This is a genomic window from Mitsuaria sp. PDC51 (genome assembly GCF_900113225.1).
GTDB lineage: Bacteria > Pseudomonadota > Gammaproteobacteria > Burkholderiales > Burkholderiaceae_C > Roseateles.
In genome coordinates this window covers 832,623-854,754 of the sequence record NZ_FOZE01000001.1, presented here as the reverse complement: position 1 = coordinate 854,754, position 22,132 = coordinate 832,623, and the positions used below count along the sequence as shown (strand labels likewise).

18 protein-coding genes are annotated in these 22,132 nt (G+C 71.4%); 12 read left to right on the top strand and 6 right to left on the bottom strand.

The window, feature by feature from the left end:
• Positions 1 to 29: 29 nt before the first annotated feature.
• Positions 30 to 1,244 carry a nicotinate phosphoribosyltransferase gene (pncB, locus tag BM393_RS03780; protein WP_091722194.1) on the bottom strand — a complete coding sequence of 405 codons (1,215 nt, stop codon included), beginning with the start codon at positions 1,242 to 1,244 and terminating at the stop codon, positions 30 to 32.
• Between the two features lie 96 nt (positions 1,245 to 1,340).
• On the opposite strand from pncB, the gene BM393_RS03775 reads away from it, so the two are divergent.
• Positions 1,341 to 2,204: a hypothetical protein gene (locus BM393_RS03775; protein ID WP_091722190.1), complete on the top strand. Its 864-nt coding sequence runs from the start codon at positions 1,341 to 1,343 to the stop codon at positions 2,202 to 2,204.
• A 41-nt stretch (positions 2,205 to 2,245) separates the two neighbouring features.
• Here BM393_RS03775 and BM393_RS03770 read toward each other — a convergent pair whose 3' ends face one another.
• Positions 2,246 to 2,671 carry an Lrp/AsnC family transcriptional regulator gene (locus BM393_RS03770; protein WP_091722186.1) on the bottom strand — a complete coding sequence of 142 codons (426 nt, stop codon included), beginning with the start codon at positions 2,669 to 2,671 and terminating at the stop codon, positions 2,246 to 2,248.
• 216 nt (positions 2,672 to 2,887) lie between these two features.
• Between BM393_RS03770 and BM393_RS03765 the strand changes: the two genes are divergently transcribed.
• The 11 genes from BM393_RS03765 to BM393_RS03715 all read left to right on the top strand — a co-directional run bounded on the left by BM393_RS03765 (position 2,888) and on the right by BM393_RS03715 (position 13,999).
• The gene (locus tag BM393_RS03765) at positions 2,888 to 3,982 is read left to right on the top strand and encodes an ornithine cyclodeaminase (RefSeq protein ID WP_091722182.1); all 1,095 of its coding nucleotides are present in this window, start codon (positions 2,888 to 2,890) and stop codon (positions 3,980 to 3,982) included.
• 302 nt (positions 3,983 to 4,284) lie between these two features.
• Positions 4,285 to 4,845: an outer membrane protein gene (locus BM393_RS03760; RefSeq protein WP_175538177.1), complete on the top strand. Its 561-nt coding sequence runs from the start codon at positions 4,285 to 4,287 to the stop codon at positions 4,843 to 4,845.
• 140 nt (positions 4,846 to 4,985) lie between these two features.
• Positions 4,986 to 5,915, top strand: a complete 930-nt coding sequence (ybiB, locus tag BM393_RS03755) for a DNA-binding protein YbiB (protein ID WP_217648379.1) — start codon at positions 4,986 to 4,988, stop codon at positions 5,913 to 5,915.
• 199 nt (positions 5,916 to 6,114) lie between these two features.
• The gene (locus tag BM393_RS03750) at positions 6,115 to 7,812 is read left to right on the top strand and encodes a nitrite/sulfite reductase (protein WP_091722169.1); all 1,698 of its coding nucleotides are present in this window, start codon (positions 6,115 to 6,117) and stop codon (positions 7,810 to 7,812) included.
• An 11-nt stretch (positions 7,813 to 7,823) separates the two neighbouring features.
• Positions 7,824 to 8,333 carry a DUF934 domain-containing protein gene (locus BM393_RS03745; protein WP_091722165.1) on the top strand — a complete coding sequence of 170 codons (510 nt, stop codon included), beginning with the start codon at positions 7,824 to 7,826 and terminating at the stop codon, positions 8,331 to 8,333.
• 2 nt (positions 8,334 to 8,335) lie between these two features.
• Entirely contained in the window at positions 8,336 to 9,184 is an 849-nt protein-coding gene (locus tag BM393_RS03740; protein WP_091722161.1) for a phosphoadenylyl-sulfate reductase, read from the top strand.
• On the top strand, positions 9,181 to 10,140 hold the full coding sequence (gene cysD / locus BM393_RS03735; protein ID WP_091722156.1) for a sulfate adenylyltransferase subunit CysD: 960 nt from the start codon (positions 9,181 to 9,183) through the stop codon (positions 10,138 to 10,140). The genes BM393_RS03740 and cysD overlap by 4 nt, the downstream gene beginning before the upstream one ends.
• Positions 10,141 to 10,227: 87 nt before the next feature.
• Positions 10,228 to 11,520: a sulfate adenylyltransferase subunit 1 gene (locus BM393_RS03730; RefSeq protein WP_091722152.1), complete on the top strand. Its 1,293-nt coding sequence runs from the start codon at positions 10,228 to 10,230 to the stop codon at positions 11,518 to 11,520.
• A 20-nt stretch (positions 11,521 to 11,540) separates the two neighbouring features.
• Positions 11,541 to 12,401 (top strand): uroporphyrinogen-III C-methyltransferase, encoded by an 861-nt coding sequence (gene cobA, locus BM393_RS03725; protein ID WP_091722148.1) that lies wholly within the window; start codon positions 11,541 to 11,543, stop codon positions 12,399 to 12,401.
• Between the two features lie 116 nt (positions 12,402 to 12,517).
• Positions 12,518 to 12,841 carry a ferredoxin FdxA gene (gene fdxA / locus BM393_RS03720; RefSeq protein ID WP_091722144.1) on the top strand — a complete coding sequence of 108 codons (324 nt, stop codon included), beginning with the start codon at positions 12,518 to 12,520 and terminating at the stop codon, positions 12,839 to 12,841.
• Between the two features lie 66 nt (positions 12,842 to 12,907).
• Positions 12,908 to 13,999, top strand: coding sequence for an NAD(P)/FAD-dependent oxidoreductase (locus tag BM393_RS03715; protein WP_404932389.1), 1,092 nt, complete (start codon positions 12,908 to 12,910; stop codon positions 13,997 to 13,999).
• A 102-nt stretch (positions 14,000 to 14,101) separates the two neighbouring features.
• On the opposite strand, the gene BM393_RS03710 is transcribed toward BM393_RS03715, so the two are convergent.
• From BM393_RS03710 to BM393_RS03695, 4 genes are all read right to left on the bottom strand, one after another.
• Positions 14,102 to 19,033, bottom strand: coding sequence for a C39 family peptidase (locus BM393_RS03710; protein ID WP_091722137.1), 4,932 nt, complete (start codon positions 19,031 to 19,033; stop codon positions 14,102 to 14,104).
• Between the two features lie 75 nt (positions 19,034 to 19,108).
• Positions 19,109 to 19,315: a hypothetical protein gene (locus tag BM393_RS03705; protein WP_091722134.1), complete on the bottom strand. Its 207-nt coding sequence runs from the start codon at positions 19,313 to 19,315 to the stop codon at positions 19,109 to 19,111.
• A gap of 21 nt (positions 19,316 to 19,336) precedes the next feature.
• Entirely contained in the window at positions 19,337 to 20,875 is a 1,539-nt protein-coding gene (locus BM393_RS03700) for a DHA2 family efflux MFS transporter permease subunit (RefSeq protein WP_091722131.1), read from the bottom strand.
• 22 nt (positions 20,876 to 20,897) lie between these two features.
• Positions 20,898 to 22,124 carry an HlyD family efflux transporter periplasmic adaptor subunit gene (locus tag BM393_RS03695; protein ID WP_091722128.1) on the bottom strand — a complete coding sequence of 409 codons (1,227 nt, stop codon included), beginning with the start codon at positions 22,122 to 22,124 and terminating at the stop codon, positions 20,898 to 20,900.
• Positions 22,125 to 22,132: the final 8 nt, after the last annotated feature.

Genomic DNA, 22,132 nt, shown 5'->3' with positions numbered 1-22,132 from the left:
CGGCCACCGCCGTCGCAGGACGCGAGCGCCTATCGCGGACTCGGCACCTTGAACACCTGCCGCAGGTAGGCCAGGAAGGTCTGGTCCTCGCACATGGTCTTGCCGGGGCTGTCGGAGAGCTTGGCCACCGGCTGTCCATTGACGTGGGTCAGCTTGATGACGATGTTCAGCGTCGGCAGCCCCATGTCGTTGCTGAGCTGGGTCCCGATGCCGAAGCCCAGTTGGACGCGGTCCGCGAAATGGCGGTACAGCGCCAGCGCCTTGGGCATGTCCAGCGCGTCAGAGAACACCAGCCGCTTGGTGTTGGCGTCGATGCGCAGCTGCTCGTAGTGCGCCAGCGCCTTCTCGCCCCATTCGACCGGATCGCCCGAATCGTGACGCAGCCCGTCGAAGAGCTTGGCGAAGTAGAGGTCGAAATCGGCCAGGAACGCGTCCATGCCGATCACGTCGGTGAGCGCGATGCCCAGGTCGCCGCGGTACTCCTGCACCCAGTCCTCGAGCGCCGCCTTCTGGTGGTCGCGCAGCCGCACGCCGGTGGCCTGGTAGGCCTGCAGGTACTCGTGCGCCATCGTGCCGATCGGCACCAGCCCCAGTTCCTTGGCCAGCAGCACGTTGGACGTGCCGCGGAAGGTCTCCGGCAGCTCGTCGCGCAGCGTGCGCAGCACCTCCTCGTGCCAGGCGCCGGAGAAACGCCGGCGCAGGCCGAAGTCGAAGAACTGGAACGGGTGGCGGCGCGGCGCCTCGTCGCGGACGAAGGCGCGCACCGTCTCGACCTTGCGCTTGAGCCGGCGCCGGCCTTCCTCGATCGCCGGCGCGGCATCGAAGCGCCGGAAGTACAGCTCGTTGACCATCGCCAGCACGAAGATCTCGAAGCCCATCACATGCACCTGCGGGCCGCGCACGATGATCTCGAGCCGCTCGCCGTCCGCGCGCACCGAAATGAAGTCGCGCTGGAAACGGAAGATGCGCAGCAGGTCGATGAAGTCCGGCTTCATGAAGCGCAGGCCGCGCAGGTAGTCGAGCTCGTCCGGCCGGAAGGTCAGCGCGCACAGGTGGTCCAGTTCGCGCTCGAGGTCGGCCACCAGCGTCGCGAGCGGGTACTGCGGCGTGTTGCGGCAGGCGAAGCGGTACTCGGCCTGCGCCTGCGGATGCCGGTGCAGCATCGCCTGCCACATCGTGAACTTGTAGAGGTCGGTCTCCAGCAGGCTGCGGATCACCGGCGGCGAGGTGTCGGAACGGCTCATGGGCGGCGACTGTACCGCCGCCTTCCCGCCCCTGCTGCCGGCCCTCACCCAGGCCCTTGCCTCGGCCCTGCCCCGCCCTCATTCCAGCACTCGGCGATGATCGCCCCCTGGTACCTCCGATTCGCCGCCGACGTGTTCCAACGCCCCGCCTTCTTTCCTGTCTCGTCCCGAGCCTTCGCGCTGGGCGCCGCCGCGCCGCTGCTGCTCGCCGCCGCGAACGCGCTCGCGCAGCTCCCCGTGGCCATCGAGCAACCGCCCAAGCCCGAGCTCGCGATGAAGATGGTCTACGGCGGCAGCAGCTGGCGCGATGCGCGCGTCGCCGCCTTCTTCGGCGGCCGCTCGCCGACCCTGCGCGCCGAAGTGCGCGAGGTCTTCCGCGCGCGCTACGTCGAGCAGGACGTCGACAAGCTGATGCTGGTCTACCAGCTGACGCCCGGACCGCGCGAGCAGTTCCGCTGCCCGGCCTGCGTGCCGGCGCTCGGCGCGGCGGTGCTGGCCGCCGACGCGCAGGGCCGCTGGCGCCTGCGCGCCAAGGGCCCACTCCTGATGGCCGGCGCGCCGGGCTCGGGCGACGAGGACCTGCAACTGCTGCAGCTCGACGAACAGCGCTGGATCCTGCGCAGCCGGCGCCACGACCAGGACCGCGGCCGCGAGAGCCGCAGCGAGCGCCTGGTGCTGGAGCGCGACGGCGAACTGCAGCTTGGCGCCGAACTCGGCTTCGACGACAAGCCCGGTCCGCAGGCCTGCGGCGCGGGCGCGGCGCCGCAGACCTCGGGCGTCAGCGTGCTGAGCCCCGGCCGCGGCCCGCGCGTGGAGATCGTGCTGCGCTTCAACGAAGGCGACTGCCCCGCGCCGCGCCCGGTAGTGCAGCGCACCCGCATGGAACTGCGCGACGGCCACTTCCAACTCGAGCCCGACGCGCCCGAACCCGACGACGACGCGCCGCCCGCGAAACGCTGACGCAACGCGTGATGCGGGGCCTGGCGCGGCCGGACGCGGCGTCAGGACAGCTTGTAGGTCTGCAGGTGGATGCTGGTCTCGGTCGCGCCGATGCCCTTGATCAGGCGCACCCGCTCCAGGATCTCCGCCAGCTCGCTGAGGTTGTCGGCGCGCAATTCGGCCAGCAGGTCCCAGCGGCCGTTGGTGTCGAACAGCCCGGCCACGCCGGGCTCGCCCAGCAGGATGCCGACGACCTCGCGGGTGCGGTTGCCCTCGACGGCGATGCTCATCCAGGCGGTGATGTGCGGCTGGGCCACGTCGGCGCGCAGCCGGACGGTGTAGCCGACGATCTGGCCGCTGTCCTCCAGGCGCGTCAGCCGGTTGGTCACCGTCCCCCGCGACACCTTCAGCTTGTGCGCCAACGTCGCGATGCTGGCGCGCGCGTCCTGGCGCAGCAGCGCGATGAGTTGATGGTCCAGCGTGTCCATGGAGGCTCCCGGAAGTCGCGACCGGGCCGCACCATCGTGGCGCATGTCCGGCGCGGATGCGCGCACAGCGCCCAGGGTTAACCCGGATTTCACGTCATTTCGACAGCCGCCGCTGCCGAAATGCCCAATCGGCTTCGATTATTGATCAGTTGTTTGGCTTCCTGCTGACACGCGGATCCGAAGAATGGAGGCATCCTCACTGCCATGAGACGGCCGATGACGACCCGATTGCTCCTCACCCCCGACGTCGCCCGCGTGGTCCGCCACGACGGCCTGGCGCACAGCTTCCAGACCCTGGCCCGCTACATCGCCGACGACTACGTCCGCTGGGCCGAATTCGACAAGAGCGCCCGCGTCGCCAACCATTCCGACGAAGGCGTGATCGAGCTGATGCCGATCTCCGACGCCGCGCTCTACACCTTCAAGTACGTCAACGGTCACCCCAAAAACCACCTCGTGGGCCTGCCCACGGTGATGGCTTTCGGCGTGCTCGCCGATGTCGCGACCGGCACCCCGCAGGTGCTGTCCGAGCTGACGCTCAGCACCGCGCTGCGCACCGCCGCCACCTCGGCGCTGGCCGCGCAACACCTGGCCCGCCGCGACTCGCGCGTGATGGCGCTGATCGGCAACGGCGCCCAGGCGGAGTTCCAGGCCCTGGCCTTCCACCACCTGCTGGGCATCACCCAGATCCGCCTCTTCGACGTCGACCCGGCGGCGACGGACAAGCTGGTCCGCCACCTGTCGCGCATCGAGGGCCTGACGGTGGTCCGCTGCCGCGACACCGCCGAAGCGGTGCGCGGCGCCGACATCGTCACCACGGTCACCGCCGACAAGCGCAATGCCACCATCCTGACGCCGGAGATGGTCGAGCCCGGCATGCACATCAACGGCGTCGGCGGCGACTGCCCCGGCAAGACCGAACTGCATCGCGGCGTGCTGGAGCGCGCCAGCGTCTTCGTCGAGTACGAGCCGCAATCGCGCATCGAAGGCGACCTGCAGCAGATGCCCGCCGACTTCCCGGTCACCGAGTTCTGGCGCGTGCTGCGCGGCGAGGCCGCGGGCCGGCGCTCGGCGGAGGAGGTCACGGTCTTCGACTCGGTCGGTTTCGCGCTCGAGGACTTCGCCACGCTGCGCTGGCTGCGCGACCGGGCGCTGGCCCTGGGACTGGGCCGCGACCTGGCGCTGGTGCCGGACATGGCCGACCCGAAGGACCTGTTCGGTGAACTGGGCCTGCCGGCGCAGCCCCAAGGCCTCGGCATCGCCACGGGCGCCGCCACGCCGGCCCCGGTGATCGCGCCGCTGGCCGCCTGAGCGCCTTTGCCCGTCGGCGCTCCACGCGCAAGCGAGCCGGTCCTTGGACCGGCTTTTTTTCGTCCGCTCTCGCGTCTGCGTCTGCGTGTGCGTGTGCATCGGCTGGCATGCGCGGTCTGCGCTCCGAAGACACCGTCAACGCCGCCTTCCACCCACCCGCAGATCCTTCCCCCTTGCATGAGTCAGTCACGACGCCACGCTGCCTGATGGATGCGATTTACGCCTCGGGTTGCCCTTTCAAGAATCCGATTCGCCAGCTTCGCGCTGGCGCTTCTTTTTCAATTCAACGAAAGCAATCCCGCATGAAGTTCTCTCCGTTCCCTTCCCTTCTGGTGCTCGCGCTGGCCGTGGGCGCAGGCGCGGCGCAGGCGCAGGTGTATCTCGAAGCCTCGCTGGGCACCGGCAAGGTCAACGGCCAGTGCCGCGACCTGCCCAAATGCGATGCCACCGACGTCGACTCGCGCCTGAGCCTGGGCTACCTGTTCGGTGGCGGCCTGGGCGTTGAAGCGAGCTGGCTGGACTACGCCCGCGTCAAGGCCGGCGAGGAGGTCAACGGCGCCCGCGCCAAGCTCAGCGGCTGGGGCATCGGCGGCGTCTATCGCTATCCGTTGACTGACCGGCTGAGCCTGAACGCTCGCGGCGGCGTGGCCTGGAACCAGATCAAGGCCAGCACCTGGGACAACAAGATCACCACCCAGAGCGCCCGCGAGCGCTCGGTCCAGCCCTACCTCGGCCTCGGTGCCGCCTTCGCGCTGAACGACACCTACTCGGTGGGCCTGGGCGCGGACTTCACCCGCGCCAAGCTGGCGAAGGAGAAAGCCAACATCCGCGCGTTCAGCGTGGTGCTGCGCTCGGTGTTCTGATCGTGAGCCCGGGCGGCCGATGACGCGGCCGCCCGGGTGCGGAACGGCCCGCGCGGGCCGTTCCACCTCCTGCGTTCCCGGACGCCGGGCTGGCTAAGATGCGGCGCTTGTTCCGCCCCCGCGCTTCGCACCGACCTGCCGTGGACTCCGCTCCCTACGCCCCGCTCATCAAGGAAATCGGCCGCGGCGCGCGCGGCGCCCGCGACCTGACGCGCGAGCAGGCGCGCGAACTGTTCGGACAGCTGCTCGACGGCACCGTGCCGGATCTGGAGCGCGGCGCCATCCTCATCGCGATGCGCATCAAGGGCGAGAGCCTGGACGAGCTGCTGGGTTTCGTCGAGGCCATGCAGGCCGGCGCGGCGCGCGTCCCCGCCCCCGAGGGACCGCGAACGGTGGTCCTGCCCACCTTCAACGGCGCGCGCAAGCAGGCCAACCTGATGCCGCTGGTGGCGATGCTGCTGGCGCGGGACGGCATCCCGGTGCTGATCCACGGCCGGCATGACTTCGACAGCCGCATCAGTCCGTTCGAGCTGTTCGAGGCCCTGGGGCTGCCGGTGGCGGGGGACGTCGGGGAAGCCGGGCAGCGGCTTGCAGCGGAGCGGCTCGCCATCCTGCCGACGGCGGCGATCCATCCGGGACTCGACGCGATGATGGCGCTGCGTCCGCGGCTGGGGCTGCGCAACAGCAGCCACAGCGTGGCCAAGCTGCTGGATCCGTTGCCCGGGCGCAGCGTGCGCGTGGTGGCGGTGACGCATCCCGAGTACGTCGACAGCATGGGAACGGCGCTGCCCATCCTGAGCACCGGTGGCGGGCGCGCGCTGCTGATGCGCGCCAGTGAAGGCGAGGCTTATCTGCATCTGCGGCGCAAGGCGCATCTGCAAGGCTTCGCGGACGGGCAAGCGATCGATATCAATCCGCAAAGCAATGAGGATCTGGACTGGCCGCTGTCCACCGCCTGCGAGCCGGCGGACAACGCCGCGCTGATTCGCGCGATCCTCGCGGGAGCCGAGCCGCTGCCGCCGCGGATCAAGGACCAACTTGCCGCGCTGCGCCGCCTGGCGACCGCCTGAGCACGCGGCCGGCGGCCGCCAGCGCCTTTGCAGCTCCATTCATATGCTTATCTCGCCATAAGCAATCTACGAATTTGTAGTTCTCATATATATAAAGCGTTCATAGAGTCCAGACTCCCGGCCAGCCCAGGGCGCCAGCCGCGGTGTCAGATGACGCGGCGGGCCCTTCTTGAAACCCGGCCGGGGCCCAGCTGACGCCATGTACGCCTACACCGATTTCGACCGCCAGTTCGTCCACGCCCGCGCGGCCCAATTCCGCGACCAGCTCGAGCGCCACCTGGCCGGTCAGCTCCCCGACGACGACTTCCGCGCGCTGCGCCTGCAGAACGGCTGGTACATCCAGCGCCACGCGCCGATGCTGCGCATCGCCATCCCCTACGGCGTGCTGTCGTCCAAGCAACTGCGCCAGCTCGGCCGCATCGCCCGCGAGCACGACCGCGGCTACGGCCACTTCACCACGCGCCAGAACCTGCAGTTCAACTGGATCCCGCTGCCGCAGTCGGCCGACGTGATGGACCTGCTGGCCGACGTCGACATGCACGGCATCCAGACCAGCGGCAACTGCATCCGCAACATCACCAGCGACGTCACCGCCGGCGTCGCGGCCGACGAACTCATCGACCCCCGCCCCTACGCCGAAGTGCTGCGCCAGTGGTCGACGCTGCATCCTGAATTCGCCTTCCTGCCGCGCAAGTTCAAGATCGCGATCTCCGGCGCGAAGGAAGACCGCGCCGCCATCGGCTGGCACGACATCGGCCTGCAGCTGCGCCGCAATGAAGCGGGCGAGGTCGGCTTCCAGGTCTTCGTCGGCGGCGGCATGGGCCGCACGCCCATCGTCGGCCAGGAGATCAATCCCTTCGTCCCGTGGCAGCACATCCTGCTGTACCTCGAGGCGATCGTGCGCACCTACAACCGCTTCGGCCGCCGCGACAACATGTACAAGGCGCGCATCAAGATCCTGGTGAAGGCCGAAGGCCAGGCCTACTTCGACGCCGTCAACGCCGAGTACCAGGCCATCCTGAACGACGATGCCGGCAGCCACGAGCAGATCATTCCCGAGGCTGAACTGGCCCGCGTCGCCGCGAGCTTCGTCGAGCCGCAAGGCGTGACCCCGGCCGCGGGCATCGACATCTTCGAAGGCGCCGCCCCGGCCTACCGCCGCTGGCTGGAGCGCAACGTCCACGCCCACCGCGTCAGCGGCTACCGCTCGGTGACGCTGTCGCTCAAGCGCCTGGGCTTGCCGCCCGGCGACATCACCGACGCGCAGATGGACGCCGCCGCCGACCTCTCCGACCGCTTCAGCCATGGCGAGCTGCGCGTCTCCCACGACCAGAACCTGCTGCTGCCCTGGGTGCGCGAAAGCGACCTGCCCGCACTCTACGAAGCCGCCAAGGCACAGGGCTTCGCCACGCCCAACATCGGCCTGCTGACCGACATGATCGTGTGCCCCGGCGGCGACTTCTGCGCGCTGGCCAACGCCCGCTCGATCCCGGTCGCGGCCGAGATCACCGAGCGCTTCCAGGACCTGGACGAGCTCTGGGACATCGGCGACATCGACCTGCACATCAGCGGCTGCATCAACAGCTGCGGCCACCACCACAGCGGCCATATCGGCGTGCTCGGCGTCGACAAGGACGGCAGCGAGTGGTACCAGATCACGCTGGGCGGCTCGGACGGCTCGACGCTGTCGGGCGCCGCGGTGCCGGGCAAGGTGATCGGCCCGTCCTTCGCGGCCGACGAGGCGGCCGACGCCGTCGAGGCCGTGATCGCGACCTACCGCCGCGAGCGCGAAGCCGGCGAGCGCTTCCTCCAGACGGTGCGCCGCATCGGCCTGGACGCCTTCAAGCAGGCGACCAACGGCATCCGCCGCACCACCGCCAAGCAGACCACCGACTGAGCCGCCGCACCATGAAGTTCGTTTCCAAGGCCCAAGACCCCTGGCACACCTGCGCGGGCGAGGACGGCCCCCAGCCGCATCCCGCCGCCGCCGACCACAAGCTGCTGACGCTGGAGCAGTGGCATGCCGTGCGCGACACCTGGCCGGAAGGCCTGGCCACCGGCGTGATCCTGCCCAACGACGTCGACGTGACCGAGCTCAAGGCCGACCTGCCGCGCCTGGCGCTGGTGGTGCTGCAGTTCCCCAAGTGGGTCGACGGCCGCGCCTACAGCCAGGCCCACGTGCTGCGCTCGCGGCTGCGCTTCGCCGGCGAGGTCCGCGCGATCGGCGAGGTGCTGGTCGACATGCTGCCGCTGCTGCAGCGCTGCGGCGTCGACGCCGTGCAGCTGCGCGGCGACCAGAACCTGGAAGCGGCCGAACGCGCGCTGACCTTCTTCCCCGGCCATTACCAGGCCGACGTCAACGAGACCCGTCCGCTGTTCGCGCGAGCCGGCGCCACGAGCCAGAAGGCGGAGGCCTGAGCATGAGCGGCGAGCTGTCCTCGCTGGACTTCACGCCGATCGGCGGCGATGACGCGGCCGCATCGGGCGTGTCCGCGCTGCCCGGCATCGGGGTCGGCTCCGCGATCGGCCTGTACGCCCGCAAGACCGCCGGCTTCGACGAGCGCCTCGCGCGCACCGTCGAGGCGCTGCAGCAGGCCGCCGCCGACTTCGGTCCGGGCGCGCTGCAGTCGACCTCGCTGGGCGTCGAGGACATGGTCATCACCGACCTGATCGCGCGCCACGGCCTGCCCATCGCGCTGGCCACGCTCGACACCGGCAAGCTGCACGCCGAGACGCTGGCGCTGATCCCGCGCATCCAGGCGCGCTACGGTCTGGCCGTCGAGGTCTTCGCGCCGGTGAACGAGCAGGTCGTCCACTTCGTCCGCGCCAACGGCGAAGAGCCGATGTACCGCAGCGTCGAGCTGCGCAAGGCCTGCTGCGGCGTGCGCAAGCTCGAGCCGCTGGCGCGCATGCTCGCCGGCCGCAGCGCCTGGATCACCGGCCTGCGCCGCGAGCAGAGCGCCAACCGCGCCGAGGTCCCGCTGCGCGAGGAGGACGGCCAGGGCCGCATCAAGATCAATCCGCTCGCCGAGTGGAGCTGGGCCGACGTCTGGCACTACGTCCAGGCCCACGACGTCCCCTACAACCCGCTGCACGACCAGTTCATGCCCAGCATCGGCTGCGCGCCCTGCACGCGCGCGATCGCCGTCGGCGAGGACTTCCGCGCCGGCCGCTGGTGGTGGGAGGACTCGTCCAAGGAATGCGGCCTGCACGCCACCCACACCCCCGAATCCACCGATTCCCCTGAGACCTCCGGAGCCTCGGCATGAACGCCCCCGTGAACCTCGAACAACTGCTGCCGCTGGCGGACCATCGCCATCTGGATCACCTCGAAGAGGAGGCGATCTTCATCCTGCGCGAGGTCGCCGCGGCCTTCGAGCGCCCTGCCCTGCTGTTCTCCGGCGGCAAGGATTCCTGCGTCGTGCTGCGCCTGGCCGAAAAAGCCTTCAAGCAGCGCGTGTCGGGCAGCGAGTTCAAGGGCAAGCTGCCCTTCCCGCTGGTGCACGTGGACACCGGCCACAACTTCCCCGAGGTCATCGAGTTCCGCGACCGCCGCGTCAAGGAAATGGACGAGCGCCTGGTCGTCGGCCACCTCGAGGACTCGATCAGGAAGGGCACGATCCGCCTGGCGCATCCGCTGGAATCGCGCAACGGCCACCAGACGGTGACGCTGCTGGAGACCATCGAGGAGCACCGCTTCGACGTGCTCATCGGCGGCGCCCGCCGCGACGAGGAGAAGGCCCGCGCCAAGGAGCGCATCTTCAGCCACCGCGACAGCTTCGGCCAATGGCAGCCCAAGGAGCAGCGGCCCGAGCTATGGAATCTCTTCAACACCCGCATCCGCCCGGGCGAGCACTTCCGCGCCTTCCCGATCAGCAACTGGACCGAGCTGGACGTGTGGCTCTACATCGCGCGCGAGAACATCCCGCTGCCGTCGCTGTACTTCGCGCATGACCGGCAGGTGATCCGCCGCAAGGGCCTGCTGGTGCCGCTGACCGAGGTCACGCCGCCCGAGGCCGGCGAGACCGTCGAGACCGCGCAGGTGCGCTTCCGCACCGTCGGCGACATGACCTGCACCTGCCCGGTGGAGAGCCCCGCCGCCAGCGCCGCCGACATCGTCGCCGAGACGCTGACCGTGACCGTCTCCGAGCGCGGCGCCACCCGCATGGACGACCGCACCTCCGACGCCTCGATGGAGCGCCGCAAGAAGGAAGGTTATTTCTGACGCGCCCGGGGCCACGCCCCGCGTCCGCCACGTTCACTGCCCCCACGGGGGCGCGGGCCGCTCCGAGGCGGCCCGGCAGGAGTTCCGATGACCGCCGTTCACAAGATCCATCAATCCGACGTCGACACCACGCACCGCGCGCTGCGCTTCCTGACCGCGGGCAGCGTCGACGACGGCAAGAGCACGCTGATCGGGCGCCTGCTCTTCGACAGCCGCGCGATCCTGGCCGACCAGCTCGACACGCTGGCCAAGCGCGCCGCCGGCCAGCCCATCGACCTGAGCCTGCTCACCGACGGCCTGGAGGCCGAGCGCGAGCAAGGCATCACGATCGACGTCGCCTACCGCTACTTCGCGACCAAGCAGCGCAAGTTCATCATCGCCGACGCCCCCGGCCATGAGCAGTACACCCGCAACATGGTCACCGCCGCCGCCGGCAGCGATGCCGCCGTGGTGCTGGTCGACGTGACCAAGCTGGACCTGTCGGTGGACGACGTCCCGCTGCTGCCGCAGACGCGCCGCCACAGTCTGCTGGCCCATCTGCTGCGCGTGCCCAGCATCGTCTTCGCGATCAACAAGATCGATGCCGCCGCGAATCCCGGCGACGCGTTCCGCAAGGTCTCGGCCGCGCTGGAGAAGTTCGCGTCCGCCGCCGGCATCCAGGTCACCGCGGTGGTGCCGGTCTCCGCGCTGCGCGGCGACAACGTCACCCAGCCGCTCGAGGCGTACTGGTACGACGGCCCCTCGCTGCTGCAGGTGCTGGAGTCGCTGCCCACCGTGCAGGAAACCGTCGAAGCCCCGCTGGCGCTGCCGGTGCAGTACGTGGCCAAGGACGGCGACGGCACCGGCAACAACCCCCGCGTGCTGTGGGGCCGGATCGCGCAGGGCCAGGTGCAGGTCGGCGACGAGGTGCAGATCCTGCCGAGCGGCCAGACCGCCGTGGTGGGCGAGCTGCGCCGCGCCGGCGAGCCGGTGGCCGCTTCGGTGGCCGGCGAGTCCGCCGGGCTGCTGCTGGACCGACAGGTCGACGTGTCGCGCGGCGACTGGATCGTGGCGCCGGGCGCCGCGACGCCGCGCCGCGCCTTCGACGCGACGCTGGCCTGGCTGGACACCGAGCCGGCCGTCATCGGCCGCAAATACTGGGTCCGCCACGGCAACCGCTGGGTCCAGGCCCGCATCACCGCCATCGACCACCGCCTGGATATCCAGACCCTGGCCGAGACCGAGGCGCATGAACTCTCCGTCAACGAGATCGGCCATGTCACCGTCGAGTTGCAGGCCGAGCTGCCGCTGCAGCCCTACGCGGACAACCGCGTCGGCGGCGCGCTGATCGTCGTGGATCCCACCAGCAACCGCACCAGCGGCGCGCTGCTGGTCCGCTGAACACCGTCCAGGAGACCGCCATGGGACGCGTCCTCTTCGTCAGCGCCGGGCCCGGCGCCGCCGACCTGATCACGCTGCGCGGCGCGCGGGCACTGGCGCAGGCGGAGGTGGTGCTGTTCGACGCCCTCACCGACCCGGCGCTGCGCGAGCTCGCGCCCCAGGCGCGGTGGCTGGACGTGGGCAAGCGCGGTTTCTGCCACTCGACCAAGCAGACCGCGATCAACGCGGCGCTGGTGCGGGAAGCGAAGACCCATGCGCTGGTCGTGCGGCTCAAGGGCGGCGATGCCAGCGTGTTCGGCCGGCTGGAAGAGGAATTGCAGGCGCTGGCCGAGGCCGGCATCGGCTACGAGATCGTGCCCGGCGTGACCGCCGCGATCGCCGCGGCCGCGCAGACCGGCCGCCCGCTGACGCGCCGCGGCGCCGGCCGCAGCGTCGCGCTGACCACCGCGATGACCCGCGAGGGCGAGCTCCAGGCCGCCAAGTCCGCCGACACCGAGGTGTTCTACATGGCCGGGCAGCAGCTAGCCGCCCTCGCCCGCCGGCTGCTCGCCGCGGGCTGGGCGCCGGACGCGCCGGTAAGCGTCGTGTCCCGCGCCGGCTGCGCGGACGCGCTGGCCAGCGAGCATGAGGTCGCCACGCTGGGCGCCGCGTCGATGCTGCATCGGGGGCGGCCGACGGTGGTCGTCGTCGGCGCGGGCGCCGCGCCACTGGGCACGGCGGGCGCGGCAGTCCCGGACCGGGCGTCAGCCACCGGTGCCTCGCCGGCGACCGCGCCCGAGCGGGCCTCCGACCCCGGATTGGGCGAATACGCGACGCTTTCCCCGTCCCAAGACCTTGAGCCGCGCGGGCCGGAAGCGCTGGCGCAAACCCCGAACGTTTAAAATCCGCCGTTTTCCGTCAGCGCCGACCGAGCCCACCGTCCGGGAATCGCCTGGAGACCGCCAGGGACGCTGAATTTCGAGGGCCCCCCGCCGGCCCCGCCACTAGAAGAGCCGCTATGACCCACGTCGTCACCGAAGCCTGCATTCGCTGCAAATACACCGATTGCGTCGATGTCTGTCCCGTCGACTGCTTCCGCGAGGGCCCGAACTTCCTGGCCATCGACCCCGATGAATGCATCGACTGCGCGGTCTGCATCCCCGAGTGCCCGGTGAACGCGATCATGCCGGAGGAGGACGTCCCCGGCGACCAGCAGATCATGATCAAGCTGAACGCGGATCTCGCGAAGAAGTGGCCCAGCATCACCAAGCGCAAGACGCCGCTGCCCGATGCCGACGAGTGGAAGGACAAGACGGGCAAGGTCGATCAGCTGGTCCGCTGACCGATCCCCTCATCTCGCGGCGCCGGAGCCTGCCGGCCGCTGCTTCTCACAAGAATGGAAACGCAAGTGACTGAAGCGACCTCCGCCCCGCACGCGGGCGTGATCGAAACGGATGCCGTCATCGTCGGCGCCGGCCCGGTGGGCCTGTTCCAGGTGTTCGAGCTGGGCCTGCTCGAGATCAAGGCCCACATCATCGATTCGCTGGCTTATCCCGGCGGCCAGTGCATCGAGCTGTATCCCGACAAGCCGATCTACGACATCCCGGCGCTGCCGGTGGTGACCGGCAAGGAACTGACCGACAACCTGATGAAGCAGATCGAGCCCTTCGGCGCGACCTTCCATCTGGGCCAGGAGGTCACGACCGTCGAGAAGCAGGAGGACGGCCGCTTCTTCGTCGCCACGAGCAAGGGCACGCAGTTCCTGACCAAGACCATCTTCATCGCGGGCGGCGTGGGCTCCTTCCAGCCGCGCACGCTGAAGGTCGAGGGCATCGACAAGTACGAGGGCTCGCAGGTCCATTACCGGGTGCGCAACCCGGCGCAGTTCGCCGGCAAGAACCTGGTGATCATCGGCGGCGGCGATTCGGCGCTGGACTGGGCGCTGAACTTCTGCGCCGGCAATGCCGACGGCAACCCGCACAAGGCCGAGAGCGTGATCCTGGTCCACCGCCGCGACGGCTTCCGCGCCGCGCCGGCCTCGGTGGCCAAGATGAAGGAACTCTGCGACGCCTACGAGATGCAGTTCATGGTGGGCCAGGTGGCCGACCTGGACGAAGGCGAGGACGCGCTCAAGGGCCTGAAGATCACCGGCGGCGACGGCGTCACGCGCGTGGTCCCGGCGGACCAGGTGCTGGTGTTCTTCGGCCTGTCGCCCAAGCTGGGCCCGATCGCCGAATGGGGTCTGGCGCTGGAGAAGAAGCAGATCCAGGTCGACACCGAGAAGTTCCAGACCAGCGTGCCCGGCATCTTCGCGGTGGGTGACATCAACACCTACCCGGGCAAGAAGAAGCTGATCCTGTCGGGCTTCCACGAGGCCGCGCTGGCGGCCTTCGGCGCGATGCCGATCATCAACCCCGAGAAGCGCGTCCACCTGCAGTACACGACCACCAGCCCCAAGCTGCACAAGGTGCTGGGCGTCGAGACGCCGGTGTTCGACTGAGTCCGGCGGCCCAGTGCCCCCAACGGGGCGCTGGACCCCGAGGGCCCCGTCGGGGCGCCTGGACCGAAAGAGAGCCCGCCTGGCGATGCCGGCGGGCTCTTTTCATTGCGGGACAAACCAGCGCCAGCGCTGTGCCGGCGCGGTGTGGACCCAGCGCGCGGGATGGCGCAGGCGCCGCCAGATCGAGGCGCCGGGGCCGTCCCCGATCACCGCCCGCCGCAGCGCCGCCACCGAGCCCTCGCGGCCGCCCGTCCGCATCAGCGTGGCATAGGCCTCGATCATCGCCAGCGCCGGCGTCATCCATCCGGACGGCGACCATTCATGCCGCCGCGCGAGGCGATGCTCCAGCTGCTCGGCGCGCGAGTGCGCGGCCAGCAGCGCCAGCTCCCACAGGCGCATGTCCTCTTGATACGGATCCCGCGGCAGGGCATGCGCGACCACCTCGCCCAGCTCGTCCCAGTGCCCACGCCGCGCCAGCGCGATGCACAGGTTGGTCAGCGCATAGAGCGGCGGCTGCGCGCGGTCGCGCCAGTCGCGCATCCAGTCCACGGTGTCGCGGAACAGGCCGCGCGAGACCAGCGCATAACTCGTCTCGCCCCAGCTCGCCATGTCCGCGCGCAGCCGGTCGCCATGCCGACGCACCAGCCAGCGCAGCCAGAGGTCGCGCTCGGTGTCGACCAGCCAGCGCAGCAGCGCCCGCAGCAGCAACTGGCCTTGCGCGCGTCGCAGCAGCCGCGCGGCCGTGAAGGCGGTGATCAGCTCACCGCGGCGCCGCGCCTGTGCGCTCAGCCAGTGATAGGCCAGGCCGGGCGCGCCCTCCCCGCGCTCGATGCGGGCCAGCTGCCAGGCCGCCAGCCCCTGTCCCCAGCCCGCGCCGTCGATCGCCTCGCAGGCCAGGCGCGATTGCGCCAGGTCGTAGCCCGGCAGGTCGACCAGGCGCTCCAGCCACTCGAAGGCCAGGTCGCGCCGTCCGGCACGGCTGGCGGCGATCACCGCCCGGCGCGCGAGGTCGGTGGTCGGCTCGGCGGCCCACTGCGAGCGCACCGCCCACTCCACGCTGTCGGTGTCGCCGACCCGCTCCGCCGCCTCGCAGAGCACGCGGGCAGCGAACAGGTAACGGCCTTCGAGCTCCAGGGCGCGGCGCAGTTCGGTGACCGCCTCGGCATGGCGACCCAGCTTGAACAGCGCATGGCCGACGTAGGCGTGCGGCATGCCGCGATGCGGCAGGAGCGCCCGCAGCCGCTGCGCCGCTTCCAGGTAGGCCGCGTTCTCGTCGCGCGCGTCTTCCCAGTCGGCCAGGTCGCGCCAGAGGGCCTCGTCGTCCGGCACCTCCGCGATCAGCGCGCGCAGCCGGGCGACGGCACCGGCCCGGTCGCCGCGTCGCCAGGCGCAGCGCGCCTCCCAGGCCCGCAGCGCGACCGGTGCCGCGCCGGGCCAGGGCAGCGCCTTGAGCAGGGTCTCGATCTCATCGTGGCGCGACAGCTGCGCCAGGCGCTCGAAGCGCGCGATCCAGGCCGCTTCCAGCATCGGCGCCAGCGCCACGGCGCGCTCGGCCGCGGCCAGCGCCTCGAGGTCGTCCCGCCCCTGGCTCGCGCGCACCAGCCAGGCGCTGGCGTCGCCGGGGCGGCTGCGTTCGACCTCGTCGACCATCGCGTCGAAGTCGTGCAGGCGCTCGCCCGCCTCGCAGACCCGTCGCACCATCGCCCAGACCCAGGTCGGGCGCGGATTCAGCAGCAGCGAGCGGCGCGCCTCGCGCAGGGCGTCGTCCGGCCGCTGACGGCGCTCATGCAGCCAGGCGAGCAGCGCGATCAGGTCGTCGTCGTCATGGGCGTGGTGCAGCGCGCGCGTCACGACGCGCTCGGCGGCGTCGTAGTCGGGCTGCGACTCGGTCAGCAGGTCGACCTGCAGGCGCACCGCCGTGTTCCAGCCGGGGGACTCCGCCAGCACCGCCTCGCAGGCGGCCCGCGCGCCCGCGCGATCGCCGATCTGGCGCAAGGCCTCCGCCAGTTCGTGCTGCACGCGCGGCAGCGCGGTGAAGCGCCGCGCCGCCTCGACCAGCAGGCGCCGCGCCCGCGGCGCGCGGCCCGACTCGATCCATTGCCGCGCCAGCGCGACCCACAGGTGCCAGGTGTCGGGCTGGCGACGCAGGGCCCGCATCAGCCGGCGCGCGACCGCCGTCGGCCGCCAGCCCCGGCCGGCCACCTGCTGGAAGCACAACCAGCCGTCGCCGAGCACGACCTGCCGGTCCAGCTCCGCCGCGGCCCGATCGACGGCGTCGCGGGCCTTCGTCGGATCCGGCGCGGCATTGACCAGCAGGCGCATCGAGAAGTCGTAATCCGCATCCAGCGCCATGGCCCGCCACAGCGCCGGCAGCGCCGCGTCATACCCATCACGCCGATGCAGCACATAGGCCAGCACGCCCTGCGCGTCGGCGCGCTCGGGCGTGAGCGCGCAGGCCGCCTCGGCCGTGGCGACGGCCTCGTCGTGCCGCCCCTGCCGGCTGGCCTGCACCGCCAGTTCGCGCCGGGTCCAGGCGTCGTCCGGGTGATGCTCGCGCAGGCGCTCCAGGACCGCGTTGACGTCCTCGGGGCGGTCGGGCACCCAGTCGAACAGCAGCCGCTGGAGTCCGTAATGCGCCGGGTGGCGCCCGGCCACCTCGCGCAGCGCGGCCAGCGCCGCGCCCTGACCGTCCCGGCGCGACAACAGGCGCAGGCGCAAGCGGTGCAGCGCCAGGCCGAAAGGCTGCAGCGCGCAGGCCTCGTCGGCCCAGCGCAGCGCCGCGTCGAGCTCGCCCCGCGCCTCGTCCAGCAGCGCGCGCAGGCGCAGGACCTCGGCCGGATGCGCCGGTTGCACGGCCGCCTCCACCAGCGCCTGCGCCGCGTCCAGCTGCTGCCGGCGCAGACGCTGCTCGGCGGCGAAGAGCTTGAGCGCGGCGTCGTCCGGCCGCCGGGCGAGGCCGGCCTGCAACAGCGCCTCCGCCTCCTCCGCGCGTTCGATCAGGTCCAGCTGCTGGTACAGCGTGATCAGGGGCGCGCTCGAGCGCCCGCCCCATTCGCGCTCGCGCTCGCGCAGGAAAGCCAGGCCTTCGGCCTCCTTGCCGAGCACGCGGCAGGCGGTCATGTAGGCCCGCGCGGCCTGCTCATCGGTGGCCAGCAGGCAGGCGGTCCAGCGGTAGAGCGCCAGCGCGTCCTCGCGCGAGCCGTGCGCCCATTCGAAGTCCGCCCACTGCCACCAGACCTGCCCCAGCACCGGCCCACGCCGGATCGCCCGGCGCAGGCACTGCCGGGCCTGCCAGGCGCGGCGGCTGTCGAGCGCGAGGCGGTCGGCCCAGCGCACCAGCACCAGCGGGTCGGCGCCGGGCGCCGCCGCCTGCGCCTCCAGCGCGCGCGAACTGGCGGCCTGGCCGGCGATCGCCGACAGCGACGCGACCTGGCTCAGCCGCAGGTGAGGATCGTCCGGGAACATCGCGAGCAGGGCCTCGGTCGCCTCCAGGATCGCCGGCTCGTTGCCGTCGTAGAGCGCGACCAGCCGCGCGGCGCGCCAGGCCAGGCGGCTGCCCGGCGAGCGCGCGGCCAGCACGTCGCGCGCCACCAGCGCGGCCGGGCGGTCGTGCCGCTCCAGCGCGGTCTGGACGCGGAACAGCTCGTCGTGGTCCTCGGCCTCGGGCAGCACGATGCCGTCGAGGCGGTGGGCCTGGTCCGGCGGCACCATGAGCATCGCGCGCGGCCCGTGGGCCGCCTGCGCGGCGAACAGCGGCGCCGCTTCCATCTCCGCATGGGAGGGGTGGAAGGGATCGCGGATCAGCAGCGTGCGCCGCAGCCGGTCATAGCCCGCCACCGCCTGCAGGTGGCCGCTCGCGGCCCCTTTCGTGACCAGCGCGAAGGGCACGCCGGCGTCGATCAGCGCGCAGGCGCTGTCCCAGTCCAGGCGGAAATCCCGGACCAGGAAACCGCGCTGCTCGGCCCAGAGACGCTCGTTGGCGTCGCTGGTGCCGTCGTAGCAGATGGCCTGGGCGATTTCGAGGTGCTCGGCCGGCCAGCCCCAGTACTGGCAGAGCGAGCTCAGCGTGGCCGGCGCGCAGGTGGACCAATGCTGGCGCACGAAAGGCAGCCGGAGCAGCACCCGCGCCTGGCCCGGCGACGGATCGACCAGGCGTTCGGCGAGCGCGCTGTAGAAGCCGGTCCCGGGCACGCGCAGCGCCGCCTCGCGCGCTTCGGCATGGCGCCCCAGGCGCATCAGCGCGTCGGCGCGCCGGGCCTCCAGGTAGCCGAGTTCAGCCGCGTTCGCGCGCGGCATCATCCGCTGCGCCTCCGCCAGCAGCGCCAGCACCTCGGACCAGGCCTCGCGCTCGTTGAGCAGATCCGCCAGCTGCAGCGCGATGGCCGCGCATTCGGTGCTCGCCATCGCGGCGCGCAGCACGTCGACGGCCTCGTCCTGACGGTTCAGCAGCGTGAGCGCGCGGGCTTCGGCCTGGAGTCCGGAGCGGTAGCCGGGGCACAGCGCCAGCGCCTCGCGGGCCCGCGCCAGCATGTCCTCGTAGCGGTCCTGGCCCATCAGGGTGAAGCTGTACTCGATGCGCAGCCACGGGTCGGACGGATCGAGCGCGATCGCCCGCTCATGCTCGGCGCAGGCGCGGCTGAAGTCGCGCAGCTGGCCCAGCCAGGTGCCGCGCAGCGCGTGCTCGTCGGCGCGGGCCGCATCGTCCTGGCCGGGCGGGGACGGGAAGCGGCGCCAGGCCCGCCACATCCCGAACGGTCCCTGCCGCGCCAGCACCGTGCGCAGTAGGTACAGCCGCGCCTGCGGGTGACCGGGGTGGCGGCGCCCCAGGCGCAGCGCCAGCGCCTCGGCGCGGCGGTCGTCGCCCAGGTAGCTCAGCGCGCGGATGGCGCGGACGACAGCGTCCGGCGAACCGTCGGCAATCCAGCCGTCGATCCGGTCGGAGACCGTCAGGTAGTGCCCGAGATCCAGCGATCGATCGATCGCCGACCAGTCTTGTTCTGGAAGCGTGGGCGCGCTCCCCTCCCTCATGTTCATGCGCGCGATGCTAGCGAAGCCGCCTGCCCGCGCCTTCAGGGTTGCCCCCGCCTCGCGGGACCGGACCGTGACCGATCAGGCATCGTTGCGGTCCACGGATGCGGCCAGGTCCCGCGCCAGGCCCTCGAGCAGCGACTCGACGTCGCTGAACTCGAAGGCCTGCCCGGTGGCCAGGTTCTCGACCCGTCCGCTCAGCGCGGCACGGCTGGGTTCCGCCCGGCGGTCGAGCTTGAGCACGTACTGCCGGCGGGCGGGATGCCGCGGGTCTCGATCCAGCGTCATCGCAGCCTCCGGCGTCGGGGGTCAGTGACCGGCCTCGCTCATCTCCACCGTGCGCGTGGGCCGCGGTGCGAGCCAGATCGCGAAGGCCGAGACCAGGAACAGCGCCGCCACGATCCACAGGATCTGGTTGGTCGCCAGCATCACGCTCTGGCCGGTCAGCAGGTTGTCGAGCATCCCGCTGCGCGCGTCCGGCGGCAGGCCCAGCCCGGTCAGCGTGCGCATCACCTCGCCCGAGCGATCCAGGTCGCCGACCAGGTCGGCATGGATCGCGGTGGTGCGGTTCTCCCAGCTCGTCGTGACCAGCGAGGTCGCGACCGCCCCCGAAAGCGTGCGCACGAAGTTCTGCAGGCCGGCGGCGGAGGCGGTCTCGCGCGGCTCCACGCTGCCCAGCGACAGGGCCGTCAGCGGCACGAAGAAGAAGGGCATGCCCACGCCCATCAGCAGCAGCGGCAGCGCGATCTGCCAGTAGCCCATCTGCGTGGTGCCGAGGGTGCGCAGCACCATCACCGCGCCCAGCCAGGCCAGGCCGAAGAACACCAGCGGCCGCGGATCGACCTTGCCGGCGAGCTTGCCCGCGATCGGCGCGGCGGCCACCGCCAGCACGCCGGACCAGGCCGTCGCCAGGCCGGCCCAGGTCGAGGTGTAGCCCATGTAGCTCTGCAGCCAGAGCGGCGTCAGCACGTTGGCGCCGAACATCGCGCCGAAGCCCAGCGCGATCGTCAGCACGCCGACGGCGAAGCCGCGATGCCGGAACACCCGCAGGTCCACGATCGGATAGGGCTCGGTGAGCTCCCAGATCAGGAAGGCGACGAAGCCGATCGCCGCCACCACGGCCAGCGCGATGATCTCGGTCGACTCGAACCAGTCCTTCTCCTTGCCCAGGTCCAGCATCAGCTGCAGCGCGCCGACGAAGACGATCAGCAGCACCAGCCCGACGCGATCGATCGGCTGGCGCTCCAGCGGCGTCTCATAGCGGCGCAGCATGCGCCAGGCCAGCGGCGCGACGATCAGCGCGATCGGCACGTTGATGAAGAAGATCAGCGGCCACGAGAACGCGTCGCAGAGCCAGCCGCCCAGGATCGGCCCGAGGATGGGCGCCACCAGCGTCGTCATGGCCCACAGCGCCATCGCGCCGCCGGCCTTCTCCTTCGGGAAGATGCGCAGCAGCAGCGTCTGCGACAGCGGCATCAGCGAGCCGCCCGACAGGCCCTGCAGCACCCGGCCGGTGACCAGCAGGCCCAGCGTCGGCGACAGGCCGCACAGCGCCGAGCACAGCCCGAACAGCACCATCGCCGTGGCGAAGACCCGCACCGCGCCGAAGCGGCCGGCGATCCAGCCGGTCAGCGGCACGATGCAGGCCTCGGCCACCGCGTAGGAGGTGATGACCCAGGTGCCCTGGCTCGAGCTGATGCCCAGGCTGCCGGCGATGTCGGGCACGGAGACGTTGGCGATCGTCATGTCCAGCACCGCGATGAAGTTCGCGGCGGCCAGCACGATGGCGGCGAGCCACAGCTGACCGCCCTCGAGCGGGCGCTGGTCGTCGGGGATGGCGGCGTTCATGGCGCGGTTCCTGGTCGGGCGCTCATTGGGCGCTCGTGTTGGCGCTGGTTTCGGCGCGTGCTTCGGCGCGCGTGTCGACCGTGGCCGTCATCGACAGTCCCACCTGCAGCGGGCGCTGGGCGAGCTCCTTCGGGTCCAGCGCGATGCGCACCGGCACGCGCTGCACGACCTTGATCCAGTTGCCGGTCGCGTTCTGCGCCGGGATCGCGGCGAAGGCCGAGCCGGTGCCGCCGGACAGGCCCTGCACGGTGCCGTGGTACACGACCGAGCGGCCATAGAGATCGGATTCGACCTCCACCGGCTGGCCGATGCGGACCTTGTCGAGCTGGCCTTCCTTGAAGTTGGCGTCGACGTGGACCTGGCCCATCGGGACGATGGCCAGCAAGGGCGTGCCGGCGGCGACCTGCTGGCCCAGCTGCACCGCGCGCCGGGCGACGACGCCATCCACCGGGGCGCGCACGACCACGCGTTCCAGGTTCACGCGCGCCTGGTCGCGCTTGGCGCGGGCCAGGGCGACCTCGGGGTTGGCGGCCTCGGTGGTGTCGGCGATCAGCGTGGCGTTGGCCTCGCGCTGGCCGAGCGCAGCCGCGCGGTTGGCGGTGGTCTGGGCCGCAGCCGCCTTGGCCGCGGCCAGCGCGGCGGTGGCGGTCTGGAAGGCGTTGCGGGCGCGGGTCACCTCGTCCGCTGAGACCGAGCCCGAATCCGACAGCGCTTCCCGGCGCTCCAAGTCGACCTTGGCGCGCTCGAGGTCGGACGCGGCCGACGCGAGCTGGGCTTCGGCGCGGAGGCGGTCGGAATCGCGCGCGATCACCTGCGCCGCCAGGCTGGTGTCGTTGGCGACATAGCCGCGCACGCGCCGCTGGGCGCGGCCGAGCTCGGCCTCGGCCTGCTCCAGCGCGAGCCGGGCGTCGGTGTCGTCCAGCACGACCAGCACGTCGCCGCGGCGCACGGCCTGCGTGTCGGAGACGCGGACCTCGCGGACGATGCCGCCGACGAAGGGCGTCACCTGCGCCATTTCGGCGGCCGTATAGGCGTTCTCGGTGCTGACGTAGCGCGACGCGAAGAAGTGCTCGTAAGCGAAGACGCCCACCGCTGCGGCAACGACGGTCAGCGCGAGCAGCGTGAACAGCTTCTTGCGCGCCTCGGGGCGGGCCGGCGCCGCCGGCGCGTCGTGGGCGGGATCGGCGGTATGCAGGGGCGGCTTGGCGGACGGCGTGGCCGCAGCGCGCGGCGAGATGGCTTCGGACATGGCGGGAC

What these genes read in the sequence shown, in the direction of transcription:
- pncB (WP_091722194.1), bottom strand. Translation starts at nt 1,244, where the DNA reads ATGAGCCGTTCCGACACCTCGCCGCCGGTGATCCGCAGCCTGCTGGAG.
- BM393_RS03775 (WP_091722190.1), top strand. Translation starts at nt 1,341, where the DNA reads ATGATCGCCCCCTGGTACCTCCGATTCGCCGCCGACGTGTTCCAACGC.
- BM393_RS03770 (WP_091722186.1), bottom strand. Translation starts at nt 2,671, where the DNA reads ATGGACACGCTGGACCATCAACTCATCGCGCTGCTGCGCCAGGACGCG.
- BM393_RS03765 (WP_091722182.1), top strand. Translation starts at nt 2,888, where the DNA reads ATGACGACCCGATTGCTCCTCACCCCCGACGTCGCCCGCGTGGTCCGC.
- BM393_RS03760 (WP_175538177.1), top strand. Translation starts at nt 4,285, where the DNA reads ATGAAGTTCTCTCCGTTCCCTTCCCTTCTGGTGCTCGCGCTGGCCGTG.
- BM393_RS03750 (WP_091722169.1), top strand. Translation starts at nt 6,115, where the DNA reads ATGTACGCCTACACCGATTTCGACCGCCAGTTCGTCCACGCCCGCGCG.
- BM393_RS03745 (WP_091722165.1), top strand. Translation starts at nt 7,824, where the DNA reads ATGAAGTTCGTTTCCAAGGCCCAAGACCCCTGGCACACCTGCGCGGGC.
- BM393_RS03740 (WP_091722161.1), top strand. Translation starts at nt 8,336, where the DNA reads ATGAGCGGCGAGCTGTCCTCGCTGGACTTCACGCCGATCGGCGGCGAT.
- cysD (WP_091722156.1), top strand. Translation starts at nt 9,181, where the DNA reads ATGAACGCCCCCGTGAACCTCGAACAACTGCTGCCGCTGGCGGACCAT.
- BM393_RS03730 (WP_091722152.1), top strand. Translation starts at nt 10,228, where the DNA reads ATGACCGCCGTTCACAAGATCCATCAATCCGACGTCGACACCACGCAC.
- cobA (WP_091722148.1), top strand. Translation starts at nt 11,541, where the DNA reads ATGGGACGCGTCCTCTTCGTCAGCGCCGGGCCCGGCGCCGCCGACCTG.
- fdxA (WP_091722144.1), top strand. Translation starts at nt 12,518, where the DNA reads ATGACCCACGTCGTCACCGAAGCCTGCATTCGCTGCAAATACACCGAT.
- BM393_RS03710 (WP_091722137.1), bottom strand. Translation starts at nt 19,033, where the DNA reads ATGAACATGAGGGAGGGGAGCGCGCCCACGCTTCCAGAACAAGACTGG.
- BM393_RS03705 (WP_091722134.1), bottom strand. Translation starts at nt 19,315, where the DNA reads ATGACGCTGGATCGAGACCCGCGGCATCCCGCCCGCCGGCAGTACGTG.
- BM393_RS03700 (WP_091722131.1), bottom strand. Translation starts at nt 20,875, where the DNA reads ATGAACGCCGCCATCCCCGACGACCAGCGCCCGCTCGAGGGCGGTCAG.
- BM393_RS03695 (WP_091722128.1), bottom strand. Translation starts at nt 22,124, where the DNA reads ATGTCCGAAGCCATCTCGCCGCGCGCTGCGGCCACGCCGTCCGCCAAG.